We start from the raw sequence: 18487 nt of genomic DNA, 5'->3' as shown, positions 1-18487 counted from the left end.
CTCGCTGGAGTGTCTACGTATATTAGCGTCCCGTTGAGAATACCATTGGCCGCCGACTGACAGACGCAGCTCCGGCAAGCGACGCTGGCTACTGAAAGAGTGAACCGGTCGAACGCGGTCGCTGAGAGTGATTGGTTTGACCCTTCCTGGCTATGAATGACCGAGGTGAGGACGGCAGCGACGTGCAGGCCGATGAGTCCGTGCTGTCGTTCAAGAGCTGTGAGAAAGGCGTCAAAAGTGGCAGGGCGAAACGTTGCACGGCGTCTGGTTCGACGAGGAGCCGCCGCTCGATATCTATTCCGAGGGCCTGACCCGCACCAGCGCCACAGGCGGCATTACGATCGTGACCTTCGCGCCGCTCTTGGGCATGTGGGATGTGGTGTTCCTCACTGCCGATCAAGTCAACGACATGGTCGAGAAACCTGCATGATAGGCGAGGCTCGTGAAAATTCACGCGCCATGGAGAATGCCGGCAGTCGATCGCATCGACAATCGCCGTGGCACGATCTACTACGTCAACCGACCCGGAATATCGCCTGGACCTCGGAGAAAGCGTAATGGGCCACGCTGCAATAGCACTTGTCGTCGGCGCCCTTTTCCTGATTCTTGCGGCGTTTCTGCTTTGGATGGCTAACCTATCAAGGACCGTCATGGGCAAATGCCGCGAAAGAGATCGCCAAAGACATTTGGGAAAATACGGTAGCGGTGAAGGCTCTCAGCGAACGCATCGACAAGATGGAGCGTTAGCGCAACAAGCATAGGCTAGTACTTAAGCATGCGAGAGGAAGAACGGCGTTCTATCATTCGATCACTGGTTGACTTGGATCGGCCGGTTGCTGAGATTAAGGCGCGTCTGGCGCCGCTTCCCTGGGATTATCCAAAACCGCTCGTAAGGCTAACCTACAATCACATTCGAAGCGTTCTCTTACGCTTTCTGGCGGGGAACCTTGACGCGAAGGACCTAGAGGAATGGGCCGAACTTGTTGAAATGCGAGACGACATCGAGTTCGCGGACGAACGGACGAAAGAGGTAATCCACATGCTGTCCACGCCGCAAATCCACTTTCCTATCGACGGTCAGCTTGCTCAGCTTCTGCTCTCGCCAATTTCAAACTGACCCAATACCGAGACTTCGGATGAAGGCTCCGAAGCTCGCTATCCTCGTCGCGATTTCCCATGCATGACACAACAGCCTGCCAGTTCGACCACTGGCTTGTGGATCGGGTGTGCAGATGAGCCGTCACGTCACCTTCATGACCATCGACGATGCCGGGCACTATTCGCCGCAGGAGCGCGCCGCGATCGTTGCCGCCTATCCCGAGCACGAGCGAGAAGCGCGTGCGCGCGGCATTCCAGTGCTGGGCTCCGGCCGCATCTTTCCGCTTCCCGAGGAGCTGATCGCCTGCGAGCCGTTTCGCCTGCCGCGCTACTGGCCGCGGATCGGCGCGCTCGATTTCGGCTGGGACCATCCGTCGGCCGCCGTCGAGCTTGCCTGGGATACGGAGGCCGATGTCGTCTACGTCACCAAGGCGGCCCGCGCTTCGCAGCAGACGCCGGGCATGCAGGTGTTGGCGCTCAAACCCTGGGGCGAATGGCTGCCCTGGGCGTGGCCGCGCGACGGCCGCCGCGAGACGCTGGAAGGGGCGGGCACGGCGCTCGCCAAACAATATGCCGCGCATGGGCTGAACATGCTTTCGGGCCACGCCCGCTTTGCCGATGGCTCGGTCTCGGTGGAGGCCGGGCTGATGGAGATGCTCGACCGCATGCAATCCGGCCGCTTCAAGGTGTTTTCGACTCTGCTGTCCTGGTTTGAGGAATTCCGCCTCTACCACCGCAAGGACGGCCAGGTCGTCAAGCTGCGCGACGATCTGATGGCCGCGACGCGCTACCGCAAGCTGACGCTCGCCTATGTCAGCGGCGCGGGAACCTTGCCGACGACGGCCAACGGCATCTGGCTGATGTTCGACCGCGCCGGCGACAAGGGTGCCGACGGGACAGGGGCGGGGGATTTTTCGGGGCCCGCATCTTCGGCGACCGACAACATTGTCACGTTCGCCGGCACGACGGGGAAGGCGGGCAAGGATAGCGGGGTCAAGGCATCCGACCTGATCGCCGGTCCGGCTTCGGCGATCGCCGATAACATCGCCACCTTCAACGGCACGACGGGCAAGCTGGCCAAGGACAGCGGGGTCGCGGTGTCGAGCCTCGCGCCAAAGGCCAGCCCGACCTTCACGGGAACGCCCGCCGCACCGACGGCGGCACCAGGCACCAACACGACGCAGCTTGCGACGACGGGGTTTGTCGCTGCGGCCGTTGCCGCTCTGTCAACAGTGTATCAGTCGGCTTCGGCCGTGCTCACGGCTCTGGCCGGCATCGGCACGGCCGTTGCCGGCGACATCATCTATGCAAGCGGTGCCGGAACATGGGCGCGCAAGGCCAAGGGGTCGGACGGGCAGATCCTTCAGCTAGCAAGCGGTCTGCCGGCGTGGACAACGATGCCGTTCACGAAGTCGTTTGAGAGCACTCCGCAAACTATTGCGTCGGGGGGCTCGATCACGTTGGCTCACAACCTGGGGGCTCAGCCAAAACTTTATCTATGCTTTCTTGTGTGCACAACGGCTGAGGGTGGATATTCGATTAACGATGAAGTCCCCCTAGTCATTGGACCGCAGGAAACCAGCACACAGCGAGGCCTTAGTGTCGTGCCTGACATCACCAATCTTGTTGTCCGTGTGGGCTCTCAAGCGGGCAGCGCATTCCAAATCTTCCGTAAGGATACCGGCGCTTACGCTAACATTACAAATACCAGTTGGAGGCTTGTTGTGAGGGCCTGGGCCTAAACCTCAAAGAGGCGACACGCAGAACCGAGGAGCGGGGAGACTTGCAAAACCAAATATTGCAGCCAATAAGCTGCGTATGAAATTTCTCCTGCCAATCGAAACAGCGGCGCACCGCGTCCGAGCTAAAATATTCGCAAGGCTGATGTCATTTGGTTGGTTCCGCTCCCTCAGCCTTCTGACGATGAAAGAGGACATCCTGCTGCTCACCAGGCAGTTCGGGGACCACAAGCTAATTTTTTCGCCACACGAGACCATTGGCCGGGATTTGTTCCGAAAGGGTCACTACCAGCGTGACCTAGCGACCAGGGTTCTGGAATTGATCGGGACGCCACCCGGAAGCACCCTGCTGGAAATCGGCGCCAACATCGGAACGCACAGCGTTTATCTGATGCTCAGTGGCAAGTTCGAGCGTGCAATTTGCATTGAGCCAGACCCGCGCAATTTCAAGCTTCTGCAGCAAAACTTGGAGATGAACGACCTCTCCGGCTCGGTGACAGCCTTGCAGTATGCCGCTGGTGACAGGGAGGGGTTGATCGATCTCTACTTCGAGGATGCCAATTTCGGCGCGAGTACCGTCATCAAACCGGAGGGAAAGCAGCGCTCGGTCCAGGTACCGCTTCGCCGCGTCGATGTCATCCTTTCGGAAGCCGGCACCAGCCCGGATGACATCGGCCTGGTGTGGATGGACATCGAAGGCGCGGAGCCGGAAGCCTTGAGTTCGATGGCCGATTTGGTGCAGCGTCAGGTTCCCATCCTAATGGAATACAGCCCGCAACGATATGACCCGGCAAAGACCCAGAAAATAATCGAGCTGGCCAGCGAGTACCGGCGGTGCATCGTCTTCGGCAGATCCGAAAGTGAAATGGATATTCGCGGCGTAACTGAGCAGCGCGACGTTCTACTGCTGCCGTAAGGTCCACGCCTTCCCGCTGTGCGCCTAGGTAGACCGCGAGCGCTTCTGGCGCCAAATGTCTAAAGGAGTTCGCCACAAGCGATATCGGGGCGCCTTCAAAATCTGCTGGCTGACCGGGGCGGATCCGTAGGTGTCAAAAAAATTCATGGACGCGCGGCTTCGCGAATGCCTTTTTGCCCCGCGTGTTGTAGTTCCGGATTGGCAACTGTGTGGGCTGATCGCCCGCCCCTCACGCATCGCCCCGCCTTGATGCCAAAGTGGTAGAGGCCTCCGAAAGACCATTACTCCTTGTGTTCGGGCGTCAGCAGTAGCGTCTCCACTGAATACCCAGCGAACGTTTCGGAGCGATCGGTCGCGACGATAATTCTGGCACCAGGGCAATAGTGCAAAAGCTTGAGGGCGCTCAGTAGCGCTCCGCGATGGTAAAGCTCGCTGTCGCCATAGGCGATGTAGCAAAGACGTCAGTAGAGGCCATCGGCCGTTCTACTTGGAAACTTCCCCACAACCCAAAGAGGCACTTCCATGGACCGCAATTTCGCGCGGGCGCTTGCGCTCGTCCTCAAATCGGAAGGCGGCTGGTCCGACAATCCGGCCGATCCGGGCGGCGCCACCATGAAGGGTGTGACGCTGGCCAATTTCCGCCGCTATGTGAAGGCGGACGCCAGCAAGGCCGATCTGCGAGAGATCAGCAGCGAGCAGGTGGCGACCGTCTATCGCCGCTTCTATTGGGACGCCGTCGCAGGCGCCGAGCTTCCCGGCGGTGTCGATTACGCCGTCTTCGACTTCGCCGTGAACAGCGGGCCGGGCAGGGCGGCGAAATATCTGCAGGCGGCGGTAGGCGCGGTGCAGGACGGCAGGATCGGCCCGGCCACGCTGAGCGCCGTCGGCGTCAGGCCGACGGGCGCCGTCATCGACGACCTCTGCGACGCTCGCCTGGCATTCCTGCGGCGGCTGCCGACCTGGCCGGTTTTCGGCAAGGGCTGGAGCGACCGTGTCCGGTCGGTCCGTTCCCAGGCGCTGTTGATGTCTGCCCCTCAGCCCGCTTCTGCGTCTTCGGCGGATCCATCGGGCCCACGACATCCGCCCGGGCCATCCACCGCACCCGGCTCTACGCCATCGCCTGCGCCGGCCGGTGCTCCCGTCGCGCCTCCCGTCGAACGCCTGCCGTTCTGGGCCGCGCTGTTTCAGATCCTGCAATCCATCTTCGCAAGGAGCCCGACATGATCGCCGTTCTCATCCGCATTATCCTGCGCTACGGCGCCGGTGTTCTCGTGGCGCGCGGCCTGCTTGGCGCCGATGACGCGGCAGCGTTTTCTTCCGACCCCGACATCCAGGCCGGTTTGGAGGTCGGCGCCGGCCTCGCCATCGCCTCGGCTACTGAGGCCTGGCATTGGCTTTCCCGCAAATTCGACTGGGAGCACTGACATGGAAGGGCTTCAACAACTGCTCATCGCCTATCTCGAAGCCGCCAAACCCTACGCCATCGGCTTTGCGGCCGGGCTCATGGCCGGGTGGCTGCTGTGAGCGCGCTGCTCGCCGTCCTGCTCGGCAACAAAGCGCTGCTGGGCTTTTTCGCATCGGTCATCGCCGCCCTCGGCTGGGGCTTTCACCAGCGCCTGGCCGGTGCCAGGGCCGAGCGCGCCAAACAGGCGGCCGCTGAAGCCGCGGCGCGCGCAGTGGCCGACCAGGTGCAGAACGATATCGGCGCACTGCCGGCGGACGCTGTTCGAAAGGAGCTGAAATCATGGGCAAGGGATTGATGATTGCGCTGCTCGTGGCGCTGGCCGGTTGCACGACTGCTTCGGGCGGCTTCTGCACGGTCTCGAGCCCGCTGCACCTGTCGGCCAAAGCCGTCGATTCGCTCTCGGATGCCGAGGCGAGAATGCTTTTGACGCACAACCGCAAAGGACAAAAGCTCTGCGGGTGGAGGCCTTAAGCCGATGCACGACCTCTTCGACATGCTTGGCGTCAAGGGCCCCGTCGTCGTCGCCGGTTTAGCCGGCGGTGTGCTGCGGGCGCTGTCGCGCCATCGCTACAAGTTGCGCGAGATGATCGCCTCGCCGATCTGCGGGGCGCTGGCGGCGGCCTATCTGACGCTGCCCGCCGTTGCCTGGTTCAAGGCGACAGGGTTGCCTATCCCTGATCCCGCCGACGACACCACGACGCTCGCCGCCGCCTTCCTGATCGGCGTCTCGGCCATGTGGATCTCCGACATCGTCTTCGAGGTGATCGTGCGGCGGTTCGGCTCGGCAGGCAACGAGTGATCCACTTGAGGTGCTGGAATAACCCAGCGACATTGCCTACTTAAGGAGCAATCCAAAGGAGGTATAATATGGCGACGTCCACCGAACGTGCAGTGCTTGCCGGCGGCTGTTTCTGGGGCATGCAGGATCTGATCCGTCGCTATCCCGGCGTGATCTCGACCCGAGTCGGCTACAGCGGCGGCGATGTGCCCAACGCCACCTACCGCAACCACGGCACCCATGCCGAAGCCATCGAGATCGTTTTCGATCCCGCCAGGATCAGCTTTCGCACGCTGCTCGAATCGTTTTTCCAGATCCACGATCCGACGACCAGGAACCGTCAGGGCAATGATGTCGGAATGAGTTACCGCTCGGCGATCTTCTATACCAGCGATGAACAGAAGCGCGTCGCCGAAGACACCATCGCCGATGTCGATGCCTCGGGGCTTTGGCCCGGCAAGGTCGTCACCGAACTTGCACCAGTGAGTGATTTCTGGGAGGCGGAGCCCGAGCATCAGGACTATCTCGAGAAATATCCCAACGGCTACACCTGCCACTTTGTCAGGCCGGGCTGGAAGCTTCCAGTCCGCGAAAAGGCAGTTTCATAGCCCGGCGGTAACCGGCCGATACCGGTACCGGTTCAGAGTTGAGAACGCCGCACCCCGAAAGGGTGTGGCGTTTTTTGCGTTTGTTCGCGGCGTTTCCGCCGCGAACGTATTCGGAGAGGATTGGCCTAGAAGCCGAAGAATTGCCGGCCGATCATGTATCCAAGCGCGACGACGACCAGCGGAAACAGCGCAGGCGCCAGCCGCCCAAAAGGGGAGTTCTTTTGCTGTTGCCTGGGGATGGTCCTGGCTGCATTGCCGAGATTCTTGGTCATTGCGCATAGTAGCAAGCGCTGATTAACGATTCCGTAACCCGGTGATAAAGGCGCAACACTGACAGCGGACGCGGCTTTTCGCAATTCCAGCGTGACCTTGACAATGCCCAGCCCGTGACGCAACTGAACCGTCTTTGAGAGGACTGTGAGGCAAGATCAATGCGGGTGACGCTCGTTTTGAAGGGCGTAGTACCCTGCCGGGGTTACGGCGGGATTCAGCGTCAGGTCGAATGGCTGGCAACGGAGATGGTTCGTCTCGGCCACCATGTCGTCGTCATCGCCGGTCCTGGTTCCAGCCACCCGCTCTTCGAAGTCCGACATGCTTCGACCGATGCCGAATGCCGGGCGGCCATTCCGCACGACACGCAAATCGTCCACACACACAGCTGGCCTGTCGAGGTGCCATTTCCAACGCTGAATACGCAGCGCGGCTTTATGCCGGATCAGCCCATGCCGGTTGCGAACTGGAGCTTTATCAGCGCCAATCATGCCCGCCAGCATGGGCGCAAAACCTTCGTCTACAATGGCTTTCCGGTAGACGACTATCGTTTGTCGGCGGTAAAGGGCGACCGCCTGCTGTTTCTCGCAGGCATTGCGCGATCGAGCAAAGGCCTCAACCGCGCCGTCGATCTCGCCAAAAAGTTCGATTTCGGTCTCGATATCGCCGGTGGCTCGCGTTGGAAGCTTCTGGGCCGAAGTCAGACCCGCCGCGAAGGTCTGTTTTTCAAAAGCCTCGGCAGCCGATACCGTTTCCACGGCATCGTTGACGGTGAGCCCAAGCTTCGCCTTCTTGGCGAGGCGCGAGCCTTCCTCAATCCGATCGCCTGGGAGGAGCCGTTCGGCAACGCACCGGTCGAAGCCATGCTGTGCGGCACCCCGGTACTGACGACTCCGCGAGGAGCGTTGCCCGAGACCGTCGATGCCGACAGCGGCCGCTTCTTTGAGACCGATGAAGAATTTGCGGCCGCTTTCGAAGCCGTCGCCGACCTTACGCCTCAGCAATGCCGCGAATCGGCTGCGACGCGATTTCCGATCCAGAAAGCGGCGCGTAGCTATCTGGATCTCTATGCCCGCATCCTTGACGGCGAAGCGCTTCCTTGACGACTACCGATCCAATCCTCTTCGTCGGCTTTCCGGCAGTTGGCGACTTCGTCCGTTGTCACTCCGCCATCCAGATCATTGCCGAGCGATTTCCTGATCGTCCCATAGATGTCGTCACCTCGCCGGTTGCGGCACCACTGGCGGGGCTGATGCCGCATGTCCGGAAGGGCTGGGCGCTTGCCAAGCGTCATCAGCGGCCAGGTTTCGCAGAGCGCGGCCGTCTTGTCGGCGAGTTGCGAAAGGAGAACTACGGGACGGCCTATCTGATGACCAGCAGCACCAAGGCGGCGCTGATGGCGTTCATGGCCGGCATTAGGGAGCGCGTCGGCTATCCGCAGGAATTGCAATTCGGCCTCCTCAATCGCTTCCCCGCCGGCTGGCTGGCGCATCTATGGGCTTTCGGCCCGCGCAAGACGCGGCTCTTCGAGGAGGTCTGCTCGATTGCATCGCTTGGCGAAAAGCCGGCTGCGGGGACAGAATGGCCGGCACCCCGGCTAGTGGTCGATCCGGCCGAGCTGGACCAATGGCGCCTGAACCAGAAGATCGATCCCGGCAGGCCTGCGCTGGCACTCTATACGGCAGACATCGAAAATTTCCGCTCGTGGCCGATAGAGCGCTTCATCTCGGTCGCCAGAGACCATCATGATCGCGGCTGGGCAATCTGGATTGTCGGCGGACCGCGCGAGCGCGCCGGCGCTGCAAAAATCCGCGCCGCCATTCCTGAGGCGATCGACTTCACCTCGACTCCGTCGATTGCTGACGCGATGTGCCAGATCGCTGCGTCGACCATGTTCCTCGGGGTCGACGGCGGCATTTCCCACGCCGCCGCTGCCCTGAACGTCCCATGTGCGCTTATCTACGGGCTAAATCGCCCCTATGTGCACGGTCCCGTAAACAACCATGTTCGCTTTATCGAGCCACCGCTCTCGACGCCCAGCTGGGTCAAGGATACGCGCGGGATCAGCGAAGTCCGCGTGAGGGAGGCGCTGGCTGGCCTTTCAGCCGGTATTCACAACTGACGGTGGCCTTGATGGCCTCCGGCGCCTGATCCAAAACGCGCCCGTGAGGGCGCCGCCATCGCTCCGTTTCGGCTTTACCCCTTGGCCCTGCGGCTTTCGGGCTCGTGATTGCCGACCCAATGCGCGCGAATGCGATCACTGGCTTCAAGGTAAGCCATATCGATGAGATAGGTCAGAAGCTTCTCGCCATCGGCTTCGGCTTTCTGCCGAAGTTCCCGCAGTATCCCTTGCGCGAACTGCAGGTTCTCCATCTTGCTCGGCTGGTCCATCGGTGCCCCCAATGTCTGCGCATGAACTGTGCGCTGACTATGCTTGCATGAAGATTGCGGTGAAGCTCACGGTGGAGCTGTATCAGGTTGTATTAGCGCTTGATCAACGACCCTATTGCGCTTTTTGCGAAAATGTCGATATTTTATGCCGCCAATCGGACCGCGACGATGCACGAAGACGAGGGCAGTTTCCCTGACAAGATGCAGGCCATGATGGATGTCATCGCCGGCAGCGCGTCGTCCAGCCGGGACGGACACGCCGACCTTGGCCGGCTCAGGGTCGACGCCGCCAGCGCAGCGACGGTGTTGGTCGAGTTTTACGGCGACGCTGCTCTTGAGCGCGCCAGCTTGCTGGAGCGCCGCTCGCCTCAAAGCCATTTTGCCCGCATGGTGACGGCTGAACTCCGCGGTCGCGGTAAGATTGCCCGCACAGGCTAACAAGATGTGCTCCAAGCCGATTTGCGCCTCATCGTCCTGCCGTCAAGGCGTTGGCGTCGCCGTAAACGCGGTCACGCTTGATGTCCCAGGTCCAGAACCCATCAATCGGTGGATATTGCACGTGCGGACTGCCACCTTGCCCATGCGCTGACTGCATGAAAACCGCCCTATTCGGCTTCAAGATTCGCTACACTATGTGACAAAAAAGGAAACAAACAAGTTGTCCTTTTGTACGAGCTCGCAAGATTTCTTTATGTCGCGCCAAACATACTTGGACAGCATAGTTGGCGTAACGATATTACGTGGTCTTAAGCTCTCGCTTTTAAATAACCAGCGCCGCTCTGCAACCGCAAGACGAATTCCAACTGACCCGCTGCCCCGGTAAATCGATTGCCGGTTACAAAAAGACAGCGAGCGTCGAGCCAGGCATGGGGCAATGGTTCCACGGCAACCGCAGCACAAGCCAGACGATCGACCGCCCGCCTTTGGCTCGACGCCAAGGCGGGCCTTTTTTGCGCTTCGACTGGCTAAGGCTCTACGGTGCGTACACTACGCAGATTTGCGTCGCGACAAATGGCTTAACGCGGTTCAGCGCCTTCAGAAACCGGTTCAGCTGTCAGGCCATCATTTGTCGACCCGTCTTCCACCCGGTCATGCTCGAACTGCCGGGCGCCAGGCAATGGTTGCAACCAGTGTTCGCGGCGGTTGACCCAGAGCTCATAGCTGGGCTCCAGTCCTTCAGTGGGGACCTCATCGAGGCTGCCAATTGTCAGCTCCACCTCATTCTCACGAACCAGCGGAACCCGACCGCCGCAGGTTGGACAAAAGCTTCTGTCGCCATAGCTGCTGACGATACCCGTCGTTTCAAATGCCTCGAGCGGCCACACCGCGAACGCCGAAAAAGTCGACCCACTGGCCTTGCGGCAGTCCTTGCAATGGCAAAGGCCAACCCGAAAGGGATCTCCCGTCACCGAAAACTGGATACCTCCGCAAAGGCAGCTGCCGCTTCGCTTTGTATCATTGGGCATGACCGCTCCTCCGTCTTGTTGGGCATCACACGGCTACACCTCGCAGCGCCATGCACAGAATCAATTCACGCGGAGCGCAAGGGTTCCGCGTTGCCTCGCGCATTGCATTTGCTGGCGCGCCCAGTTGGCTCCGTCAGTTCGGGAAGTCGAACACCGGCTCCCGGCACCAATAGACGCGGCATTGTCCATCACGTGTTGGAACGGGGGCGGCAACCGGCACCTCCGGCCAGTCGCAGTCGTTGCCAAATTGACGAACGTAGCGATCGTAAGTGTTGCGGCCTGTCGTCAGCACGGCCGAGTGATGGCTCTGGATCAGGCGCTGTGTCTCCTCGCAGGTCATCGTTCGCGTGTCCGGTCGCGCGTAGGCCGTGGTTGTTGCGACAAACAACGCTGTTCCGACGATCCATACGAGCCTTTGGAATGTCATAGCGGTCCTTGTCTTAGAACACCGCCAGATATTTCAGCAACGAAATGATGCCGATAATGATGACAACGATCTGCGCGATCTGTCTCGTGCGGCCGTCGAGAGGCAGGCGCTGAACGAGATAGAGCACAAGGATGATCACCAGAAAGGTGATCAGAATGCCGATAAGTACCGATGAAGCCATGTCCCTCACTCCGTTTGGCTAGATCTGAATAAAGTATGCAGCGGCAAACGCTCTCGCCGTTGATTGGTTCCTATCGGTGCGAGCCTGACCGGTTAACAGCAAGGCCGCGAAACTGCGTTCCGCTGCCTTAAGCTGGGTTGCGCTTGGTGGTCGGCATTTTGCGCGAGCCCCGAAATTGACGCCGCCCGCGTAGGAAATCGCCCTTCCGCAGGAGAACAACTTCCGCCCCAAGGGTGCGACGGGAACCGAAACCTCGCACGTGCATTTCAGCTATTGCAACAAGCTGCAATAAATCGAGCGTGTAGGGGAATTCGTGGCAGGGGAATATGTCGACGTCATCCAACAACTGGAGCCTGGAATTCCAGGAGTCTCCGCTGCCCAGTTGATGAAGGCGTTGCCCGTTGCCGTCTACACGATCGACAAACAAGGCCGTATCACATTCTTCAACGAGGCCGCGGCTGATCTGTGGGGGCACCGTCCTGTAATAGGCAGAGACCTTTGGTGCGGCTCCTGGAAGCTGCGACATCTCGACGGCCGGCCGATGGCGCATGGCGAGTGCCCAATGGCAATCTCCATGCTTGAAGGACGCGATATCGCGTGGGATCAAGCGATTGCGGAGCGACCGGACGGTGAACTTATTCCGTTCAGAGCCCACCCACGCCTGCTTCGCGACGAGTCGGGCGAAATTGTCGGCGCCATCAACACGCTGCTTGATCTGCGCACACAGACGCAGGCCGACGAGGCGCGAATGCGACTTGCCGCGATCGTGGAATCGTCCATGGATGCTATCGTTTCGAAAGACATCAACGGCATCATCACCAGCTGGAACAATGCGGCCGAACATTTGTTCGGCTACACGCCCTCCGAGGCAATCGGCCGGCCAGTGACAATGCTCATACCTCCCGAGCGTCTCGGCGAGGAGACCTCGATCATCTCGCGCATACGTGACGGGGAGGGTGTGCCATCATACGAAACCATGCGCCTGCGCAAGGACGGCAGTCTCGTCCCGGTCTCTCTGACGGTCTCGCCGATCCGCGATGGCATCGGGCGGATCATCGGCGCTTCCAAGATCGCGCGCGATATCAGCTCCCACAAGGAGAGCGAGCGACGCATTCGTCTGCTCATGCGCGAAGTCAATCATCGGGTAAAGAACCAATATTCGGTCATCATTTCGATGATCCGCGAGACCAGCAAATCGGCGGCCACGCCGGCAGCTTTCGTCGAACAGGTGCGAGAGCGCATCGCGGCGCTTTCGCAATCCCACGATCTCCTGGTCGATGCCGAGTGGCGCGGCGCGACCGTCGGTGACCTGATCAAGGCGCAACTCAAAGCCTTCGCGGCGCAGGACCGTCTGTCGGCAGTCGGGCCGATGGTCACACTTCAACCAAATGCCGTGCAGTATCTCGGCATCGCCTTCCACGAGTTGGCCACCAATTCAGCAAAGCACGGAGCGCTCTCGCGCCAAGGCGGTCGAGTCGAAATCGAATGGAACGTGATACCGGCAGCCAACGGTGTCGATACCTTTCGTCTGATGTGGTGTGAGCTGGACGGCCCGCGCCCGGGCGTAATTGCGCGCCGCGGTTTCGGCTCTGTTGTGCTCAAGCGGGTTGCGCCACAGGCGCTCAGCGGCACCGGACTGTTGGAGTTCAAGGAAGATGGTGTAGTCTGGACGCTCGAAGCGCCGTTAGGCTCCGTCCAAACCTCTTTCGCGGAGTTGTAGCGGATTGACGCAGAATTAGAGCGGGTCGCGCTCTCTGCGCACGAGGTTACCCTTCCAACCGGGCAGGTGGAGCAGCCTGGCTACTGATGGCGTCGGACCTGTCGATGCCACGCAGTTCGCACGGATCGTCTGGAATCGATGTGAATCGCCCCGCCTCGACGGCAGTCAGGCCATCGAGTTCCATCGCCGCGCCATAAAGTTGGGCCACTTGCATCACGAGCCGCTCCACGTCCTCAAGGGCGATGTTCTCGTCCAAGTTGTGCGTTCGCACGTCCTCTGCCACAGCGGCGATGTTGACCATTCCGCGAGATCGTAGCGCCGCCAGGACCCGTGAATTGAGATCCTCACGAAGCTGAGCTGAATATCCGTAGCGCATGGAAAACCTCCCTTTCAGGAGCTGTTTGTCCTTCTTGATCAACATGCGCCCATCACTGTCGAATGGCAAGAAAAATCCTAAATATCGCCAAATAAATCAATTAGTTAGTAGGTAGCGACAGTTGTGCAATCGGCGCTTCATTCTCATCGTTGGTCTTGGATGTGGGTTGCCAATCAGCCGCTCTTGACGCCCTATGCGGAGACCACTAATTATACTCTTTCTGAGACGCATACTAACTCGTCTTATTTTTGGTCCTGGCGGTTGGAGCGCAAAATGGCCGAACTGGAACGACCCGAGCGACTGCAGATCATGCTGACGGCCGAGGAATTGGCTGCCTTGGAAAACTGGCGCTTCGAAAAGCGCATGCCAAGCCGGTCCGCGGCGGTGCGGGAACTGCTGCGGCGCGGCCTGGATGCGGATGGATTCCTGACTGCTGGACAAGGAACAAAGTCCCAGGACTTTGGAATTCTGAGCAGCAGCACGAATGGCGACGGATCGTCGGGCGAATAATCCGGCGGCGACTACCATCAATCGCCTCTGGAAATGCCGCTATCAATTATGCGGGCGTGTGGCGAAAAACGCACGCGGCCCGCTCGCAGCGGATACTTACCGCTACGGCTGCAAGCCCGCTCCGGTTCGCCGGGCGGGCTTTTTTCGTTTACGGGAGATTTGCGCACCGGCACGTCGAACCGGAACATGCTGGGCGTCTCACACCAATCTTGTCGGGATTGTTTTGAGATCAGTTCAAGTGTCCCGTCCGCCACACTCCAGACAGGCGACACTGTGACCTGGGCAGCTGAGCCGATGTGTCCCCCCGGGGCAGCAATGTCCGTTCGAACTCATCCATCGGGCGCAAACAAAGACCTTGCGGGCTCCTTGGCAGCGCGGACATTCCATCGGGCGCGCCTGCAAGGCCTCGTTCTCCGAAACGCGGCATTCCCTTTCAAGAATCTGGACCATCTGAAAATCCCAAGGCCGAAAACGGCTAAGCTATTCATACCCTGAAAGGATAAATTAGAATTTAATTATATAAGCCACGACCTTGGCAACAGCGAAGTTTCGCGAACGGCAGCTCACGGCAGGCCGCTGCGCTTGTCTTAATCATAATCCCGGCCGGTCAGCTCCAGCCGCTCCCGGCGCTGGTCAGCCCGCGATTTGCCCACCGATTTTCACATCCGGATCGTCATCGGCGCTTTCGCTTTGCTGGAGCGGCGTTAAAGCTGCGCGGCAAATGCCTGAGCGGAAAGCAATCCATTCCGGCGTCGGTTCGTTTGAAACGGGGATGGTCTGCCAATGACATTGATGGGCGCGGCGGCATTGCTGATCCTCATCCTGACCTATGCCGGCGTCGCCATCGGCCGCATCCCGGGCCTGCGTCTCGACCGGGCAGGGATCGCCTTGCTCGGCGGTGCTGCGATGATCGCCATCGGCACGCTCAGCATGGAAGATGCCTATCGCGCCATCAACTTCGACACCATCACGCTGCTGCTCGGCATGATGATCGTAGTTGCGCACCTGAAAGTCTCGGGCGCCTTCCGCGCTCTCGGCGCTTACGCCATCGAGCATGCGCACGCTCCGTTCATGCTTCTGGTGATGGTGACGCTCCTGACCGGCATCCTGTCGGCGTTCCTGGTCAACGACGCCATCTGCCTGGTCATGGCGCCGATCGTCGTCCACGTCACCCGCGTCATCAACCGCAATCCCATTCCCTATCTGATCGCTACCGCCACCGCGTCCAACTGCGGCAGCGTCGCCACCATCACCGGCAACCCGCAAAACATGGTCATCGGTGCGCTGTCGGGAATTTCCTATCCGGCCTTTTCGGCCGCGCTTGCGCCGGTTGCTCTGTTCGGCCTTGTCGCCGTCATCGTCATCGTGCGCGTCGTCTACCGGACCGAATTCGCGCGCAGTGCCGAACTCAGCCCGGAAGTCTATCGCGGCCGCATGCTGCCTGGTCAGGTGCTGAAGGCAGTAGTTGTCTGCGTCGGCCTGGCGGTTGCGTTCTTCGCCGGCGTTCCGGTGGCCAAGGCAGCGCTGATTGGCGGCGCCATCCTGCTGCTCACCCGCGCCATCAAGCCGGCACGCATCTACCGCGAGATCGACGGGCCGCTGCTGTTCATGTTCGCCGGTCTGTTCATCGTCGTTGCCGGCGCCGAGAAAACACTGCTGACGCCCGATATCATTGCTTCCGCCAAGAACCTGGGCCTGGGAGACGTCTGGCGGCTCTCCGGCTTTACGGCTGTGCTTTCCAACGTCATGAGCAATGTTCCGGCGGTGCTGGCGCTGAGGCCATTCATACCCGGCCTGGAAAACCCTGAGCGTGCCTGGCTGGTGGTGGCGATGAGTTCGACGCTGGCCGGCAACTTCACCTTGCTCGGCTCCGTCGCCAATTTGATCGTCGCCGAACAGGCGCGGGCGGCCGGCACACAGCTGTCCTTTTCAGCTTTCTTCAAGGTCGGTCTGCCGTTGACGCTGCTGACGCTTGCCACGGGCACGGCTTGGCTGGCGGCTGGCTTCTAAAGCAATTTCAGGAAAAGTGAGAAGCGGTTCTCCGTCCGGAATTGCGTCAAAACAAGAGCAGAGCGGTTCAGCGTTTTCGTGAAACGGTGAAACGGTCTAGGAGCCGGTTTTTCGTCCCGACCGTGCCCGAACCAGCGTTGCAGCGGCATGTCCCGCCGCCTCGACATAGCCTGGGTCGCGGTGGATCAGCATGACCGAGAAGGCGCCGTCCATCAAAAGCACGATTTCGCGCGCCAGGGTCTGCGGCTCTGCGACGCCGTGGCCGGAGAGTTCGCCAGTCAGCCAGGTCTCGAAATTCTTCTTGTGCCGTGACCCGGCCTTGACGGCGGGATGTCCCGGCATCGAAGCGAGTTCCGCTGCCGTGCGCAGGAAGCCGCAGCCTTTCCATTTCGGATTCTTCGCCACCCGCGCCAGATTGGTGAAGATGGCCTCGACCTTGCGCTCGACATCGCCTTCGGCCGCTTCGAACCAGCCAGACATCTGCCTGATGTTCGGCTGGTCGCGACCGTCGAGATAGGCGGCGATCAGATCGTCCTTGCTCTTGAAGTGATAGTAGAGCGTGCGCTTGGTCAGCCCGGCTTTTTCAGCCACCGCATCGACGCTGACGCGGCCGATCCCTTCGGCATAGAACAGCTTCGTTGCGGCATCGACTATGCGTTTGCGGGTGGGGATCGGCGCTTCGCTCATCCATCAAGTATACCGACTAGTGAATATACATACAATCGAAAGCCTGATCCTTTCCGGTGATTAAATGCAGGAAAGGGAAGAGACATGACCGAGCTTGTGCTCACCGAGGCCCGCAACGGGATCGCCATCCTCACACTCAATCGCCCCGAAAAACTCAACGCCTTGAACTATGCGCTGATCGATCGCCTGGTTGTGCTTCTGGATGCGATGGAGACAGATGATGCCATCCGCGCCATTATCCTCACCGGCGCAGGAGCGCGCGCCTTCTCCGCCGGCGGCGACATCCATGAATTCTCGGGCAGCGTGGCCAACGGCGCCGACGTCGCGCTGCGCGACTTCGTCATGCGCGGACAGAGGCTGACGGCAAGGCTGGAAGCGTTTCGCAAACCTGTCATAGCCGCCGTCAACGGCATCGCCTTTGGCGGCGGCTGCGAGATCACCGAAGCCGTGCCGCTCGCCATCGCCAGCGACCGCGCCCTGTTCGCCAAGCCTGAGATCAACCTCGCAATGCCGCCCACCTTCGGTGGCACACAGCGGCTTCCGAGACTGGCCGGGCGCAAGCGGGCGCTCGAACTGCTGTTGACCGGCGATTGGTTCCCGCCGCCGCGCGCCCTCGAACTCGGCCTCGTCAACCAGGTGGTGCCGCACGAGGAGCTGATGCCGGCCGCGCTCGATCTCGCCCGACGCATCGTCGCGCACTCTCCTGCTGCAATTGCCTCGATCCTCACCGCAGTGGCGCGCGGCTTAAACCGCAGCATAGCCGAGGGTTTGCTGGTCGAGGCCGAGCAGTTCGCCCGCATGGCCCCGACCGCCGACCTGCGCGAAGGCCTCGACGCCTGGATCGGACGGCGCAAGGCCTGCTATGACGGCTCATGGGCGCATGTCACCCGGCCGGATGAAGCCAGACGGGCGTCACTGGAGCAGGACCGGCTTGCGGAACAGCGTTAAGGGGTCACCGTGAGGCGGCCTTTCATGTTGGGGTGGAAGCGGCAGAAATAGTCGACCGCTTCCACTGTCTTCAACACCAGGCCTGCTTTTGCCTTGGGCGGGATCATGACTTCCCATTCGCCTTTGACTGTGGCCGTATGTGCGAACACGTCATTGTTCACCCACTCGATCGTGTCCCCGACCTTCGCTTCGACAGTCGCCGGTGAGAACACCAACCTGTCGATGGTGACCTCAATGGTTTCGGCTCGTGCCGGAACGACACCGATTGTCAGCGCCAGTGCAATCCACAGATGCCGCCTCGACATGTGCCTCCTCCCTATTTCAGCATGCCGGCGACATGTTCGGCATGCTGCTCGTGGCCCTGGAAAATCTTCAGGCCGGTCTCCAGCAGGCTTTTCAGCTCGGCATTCTGAGCTGATGGGATCAGCACGGTTTCGAGCGCGCCATTGACCTGCTTGTGGTAGGCGACCTCGTTTTCGATATAGGCCTTGTCGAAGGCGGCACCTTCGAGCTTGGCGAGCTTGGCGCGCTCCTCTTTCGCTGCCGCGCTCAGCGCTTGACTGGTGGCGTTGTCTTCCGGCGTCACCTTGAGCTTCTTGACCAGGTCGAGTGCCTGTTTGTTGACCGCCTCGTGGTCGCGCTCCATGTCCTTGGCGAAATTGACGACCTCCTTGGTCTTTGACGTCTTGATGGCCAGTTTGGCGGCCTCGATGTCGATCGTGCCCGCGGTGTAGGCGATATGGGCGATCTGCGGGTCGGTAGGCTTGTCCGCAGCCTGCGCCAGCGGGGCCGTGCCCATCAACAGGACGGTGGCGAGCGCGGCTATGTGTCGAGTAAACATGGCATCTCCTTTGCCCGACCGCGAAGGCGGCGGGCTTCATCTGGGTTGACGCGTAT

26 protein-coding genes are annotated in these 18487 nt (G+C 60.5%); 17 read left to right on the top strand and 9 right to left on the bottom strand.

The genetic code is table 11. The features are described 5' to 3' along the window. Positions 1–253 precede the first annotated feature (253 nt). From FJV77_RS12430 to msrA, 10 genes are all read left to right on the top strand, one after another. Positions 254–430, top strand: a complete 177-nt coding sequence (locus FJV77_RS12430; protein WP_246691236.1) for a hypothetical protein — start codon at positions 254–256, stop codon at positions 428–430. Between the two features lie 345 nt (positions 431–775). Continuing rightward, a complete protein-coding gene (locus FJV77_RS12425) occupies positions 776–1117 on the top strand; it encodes a hypothetical protein (protein ID WP_142867086.1) in 342 nt (113 codons plus the stop codon). 115 nt (positions 1118–1232) lie between these two features. Next, positions 1233–2840 carry a terminase family protein gene (locus tag FJV77_RS33370; RefSeq protein WP_348643822.1) on the top strand — a complete coding sequence of 536 codons (1608 nt, stop codon included), beginning with the start codon at positions 1233–1235 and terminating at the stop codon, positions 2838–2840. Between the two features lie 76 nt (positions 2841–2916). Then, a complete protein-coding gene (locus tag FJV77_RS12415; RefSeq protein ID WP_142867085.1) occupies positions 2917–3753 on the top strand; it encodes an FkbM family methyltransferase in 837 nt (278 codons plus the stop codon). Between the two features lie 522 nt (positions 3754–4275). Then, positions 4276–4977, top strand: a complete 702-nt coding sequence (locus tag FJV77_RS12410; RefSeq protein WP_142867084.1) for a glycosyl hydrolase 108 family protein — start codon at positions 4276–4278, stop codon at positions 4975–4977. Further along, a complete protein-coding gene (locus tag FJV77_RS12405) occupies positions 4974–5177 on the top strand; it encodes a hypothetical protein (RefSeq protein WP_142867083.1) in 204 nt (67 codons plus the stop codon). The genes FJV77_RS12410 and FJV77_RS12405 overlap by 4 nt, the downstream gene beginning before the upstream one ends. A 96-nt stretch (positions 5178–5273) precedes the next feature. Next, complete coding sequence (locus FJV77_RS12400; protein ID WP_142867082.1) at positions 5274–5513, top strand: ABC transporter permease; 240 nt, start codon at positions 5274–5276, stop codon at positions 5511–5513. Then, complete coding sequence (locus FJV77_RS12395; RefSeq protein ID WP_142867081.1) at positions 5498–5689, top strand: hypothetical protein; 192 nt, start codon at positions 5498–5500, stop codon at positions 5687–5689. The genes FJV77_RS12400 and FJV77_RS12395 overlap by 16 nt, the downstream gene beginning before the upstream one ends. Positions 5690–5693: 4 nt before the next feature. Then, positions 5694–6017: a hypothetical protein gene (locus FJV77_RS12390; RefSeq protein ID WP_142867080.1), complete on the top strand. Its 324-nt coding sequence runs from the start codon at positions 5694–5696 to the stop codon at positions 6015–6017. A 68-nt stretch (positions 6018–6085) separates the two neighbouring features. Next, a complete protein-coding gene (gene msrA, locus FJV77_RS12385; protein WP_142867079.1) occupies positions 6086–6604 on the top strand; it encodes a peptide-methionine (S)-S-oxide reductase MsrA in 519 nt (172 codons plus the stop codon). A 125-nt stretch (positions 6605–6729) separates the two neighbouring features. Here msrA and FJV77_RS12380 read toward each other — a convergent pair whose 3' ends face one another. Beyond that, a complete protein-coding gene (locus tag FJV77_RS12380; protein ID WP_142867078.1) occupies positions 6730–6999 on the bottom strand; it encodes a hypothetical protein in 270 nt (89 codons plus the stop codon). A gap of 36 nt (positions 7000–7035) precedes the next feature. Between FJV77_RS12380 and FJV77_RS12375 the strand changes: the two genes are divergently transcribed. Then, positions 7036–7977 (top strand): glycosyltransferase, encoded by a 942-nt coding sequence (locus tag FJV77_RS12375; protein ID WP_142867077.1) that lies wholly within the window; start codon positions 7036–7038, stop codon positions 7975–7977. Further along, a complete protein-coding gene (gene waaF, locus FJV77_RS12370; RefSeq protein ID WP_142867076.1) occupies positions 7974–8996 on the top strand; it encodes a lipopolysaccharide heptosyltransferase II in 1023 nt (340 codons plus the stop codon). The genes FJV77_RS12375 and waaF overlap by 4 nt, the downstream gene beginning before the upstream one ends. A 74-nt stretch (positions 8997–9070) precedes the next feature. On the opposite strand, the gene FJV77_RS12365 is transcribed toward waaF, so the two are convergent. Then, positions 9071–9265 (bottom strand): hypothetical protein, encoded by a 195-nt coding sequence (locus FJV77_RS12365; protein WP_112392710.1) that lies wholly within the window; start codon positions 9263–9265, stop codon positions 9071–9073. Positions 9266–9433: 168 nt separating this feature from the next. On the opposite strand from FJV77_RS12365, the gene FJV77_RS12360 reads away from it, so the two are divergent. Further along, positions 9434–9703, top strand: coding sequence for a hypothetical protein (locus FJV77_RS12360; protein WP_142867075.1), 270 nt, complete (start codon positions 9434–9436; stop codon positions 9701–9703). Positions 9704–10281: 578 nt separating this feature from the next. Here the strand turns inward: FJV77_RS12360 and FJV77_RS12355 are convergent. The 3 genes from FJV77_RS12355 to FJV77_RS12345 all read right to left on the bottom strand — a co-directional run bounded on the left by FJV77_RS12355 (position 10282) and on the right by FJV77_RS12345 (position 11339). Further along, a complete protein-coding gene (locus FJV77_RS12355; RefSeq protein ID WP_142867074.1) occupies positions 10282–10731 on the bottom strand; it encodes a GFA family protein in 450 nt (149 codons plus the stop codon). Positions 10732–10864: 133 nt separating this feature from the next. Further along, positions 10865–11071, bottom strand: coding sequence for a hypothetical protein (locus FJV77_RS12350; protein WP_348643821.1), 207 nt, complete (start codon positions 11069–11071; stop codon positions 10865–10867). Positions 11072–11171: 100 nt separating this feature from the next. Continuing rightward, complete coding sequence (locus FJV77_RS12345; protein ID WP_023694668.1) at positions 11172–11339, bottom strand: Thivi_2564 family membrane protein; 168 nt, start codon at positions 11337–11339, stop codon at positions 11172–11174. A 313-nt stretch (positions 11340–11652) separates the two neighbouring features. Between FJV77_RS12345 and FJV77_RS12340 the strand changes: the two genes are divergently transcribed. Then, positions 11653–13059, top strand: a complete 1407-nt coding sequence (locus FJV77_RS12340; protein ID WP_246691235.1) for a PAS domain S-box protein — start codon at positions 11653–11655, stop codon at positions 13057–13059. Between the two features lie 46 nt (positions 13060–13105). Here the strand turns inward: FJV77_RS12340 and FJV77_RS32900 are convergent, their stop codons facing one another. After that, entirely contained in the window at positions 13106–13480 is a 375-nt protein-coding gene (locus FJV77_RS32900; RefSeq protein ID WP_246691234.1) for a hypothetical protein, read from the bottom strand. Between the two features lie 228 nt (positions 13481–13708). On the opposite strand from FJV77_RS32900, the gene FJV77_RS12330 reads away from it, so the two are divergent. Together FJV77_RS12330 and FJV77_RS12325 are read left to right on the top strand one after the other, a co-directional pair. Then, on the top strand, positions 13709–13945 hold the full coding sequence (locus FJV77_RS12330; RefSeq protein ID WP_142867072.1) for a hypothetical protein: 237 nt from the start codon (positions 13709–13711) through the stop codon (positions 13943–13945). 783 nt (positions 13946–14728) lie between these two features. Continuing rightward, the gene (locus FJV77_RS12325) at positions 14729–15955 is read left to right on the top strand and encodes an anion transporter (protein ID WP_142867071.1); all 1227 of its coding nucleotides are present in this window, start codon (positions 14729–14731) and stop codon (positions 15953–15955) included. A gap of 96 nt (positions 15956–16051) precedes the next feature. Here FJV77_RS12325 and FJV77_RS12320 read toward each other — a convergent pair whose 3' ends face one another. Beyond that, positions 16052–16642, bottom strand: coding sequence for a TetR/AcrR family transcriptional regulator (locus FJV77_RS12320; protein ID WP_142867070.1), 591 nt, complete (start codon positions 16640–16642; stop codon positions 16052–16054). A gap of 84 nt (positions 16643–16726) precedes the next feature. Between FJV77_RS12320 and FJV77_RS12315 the strand changes: the two genes are divergently transcribed. Continuing rightward, complete coding sequence (locus FJV77_RS12315) at positions 16727–17590, top strand: crotonase/enoyl-CoA hydratase family protein (RefSeq protein ID WP_142867069.1); 864 nt, start codon at positions 16727–16729, stop codon at positions 17588–17590. On the opposite strand, the gene FJV77_RS12310 is transcribed toward FJV77_RS12315, so the two are convergent. Together FJV77_RS12310 and FJV77_RS12305 are read right to left on the bottom strand one after the other, a co-directional pair. Further along, entirely contained in the window at positions 17587–17895 is a 309-nt protein-coding gene (locus FJV77_RS12310; RefSeq protein WP_142867068.1) for a cupredoxin domain-containing protein, read from the bottom strand. The two genes, FJV77_RS12315 and FJV77_RS12310, sit on opposite strands and share 4 nt — an antisense overlap. 11 nt (positions 17896–17906) lie before the next feature. Then, positions 17907–18431, bottom strand: coding sequence for a DUF4142 domain-containing protein (locus FJV77_RS12305; protein ID WP_142867067.1), 525 nt, complete (start codon positions 18429–18431; stop codon positions 17907–17909). Positions 18432–18487: the final 56 nt, after the last annotated feature.

Origin of the sequence: Mesorhizobium sp. WSM4306, assembly GCF_007003975.1 — a bacterium.
GTDB lineage: Bacteria > Pseudomonadota > Alphaproteobacteria > Rhizobiales > Rhizobiaceae > Mesorhizobium.
This window is presented reverse-complemented; position numbering and strand designations above follow the sequence as displayed.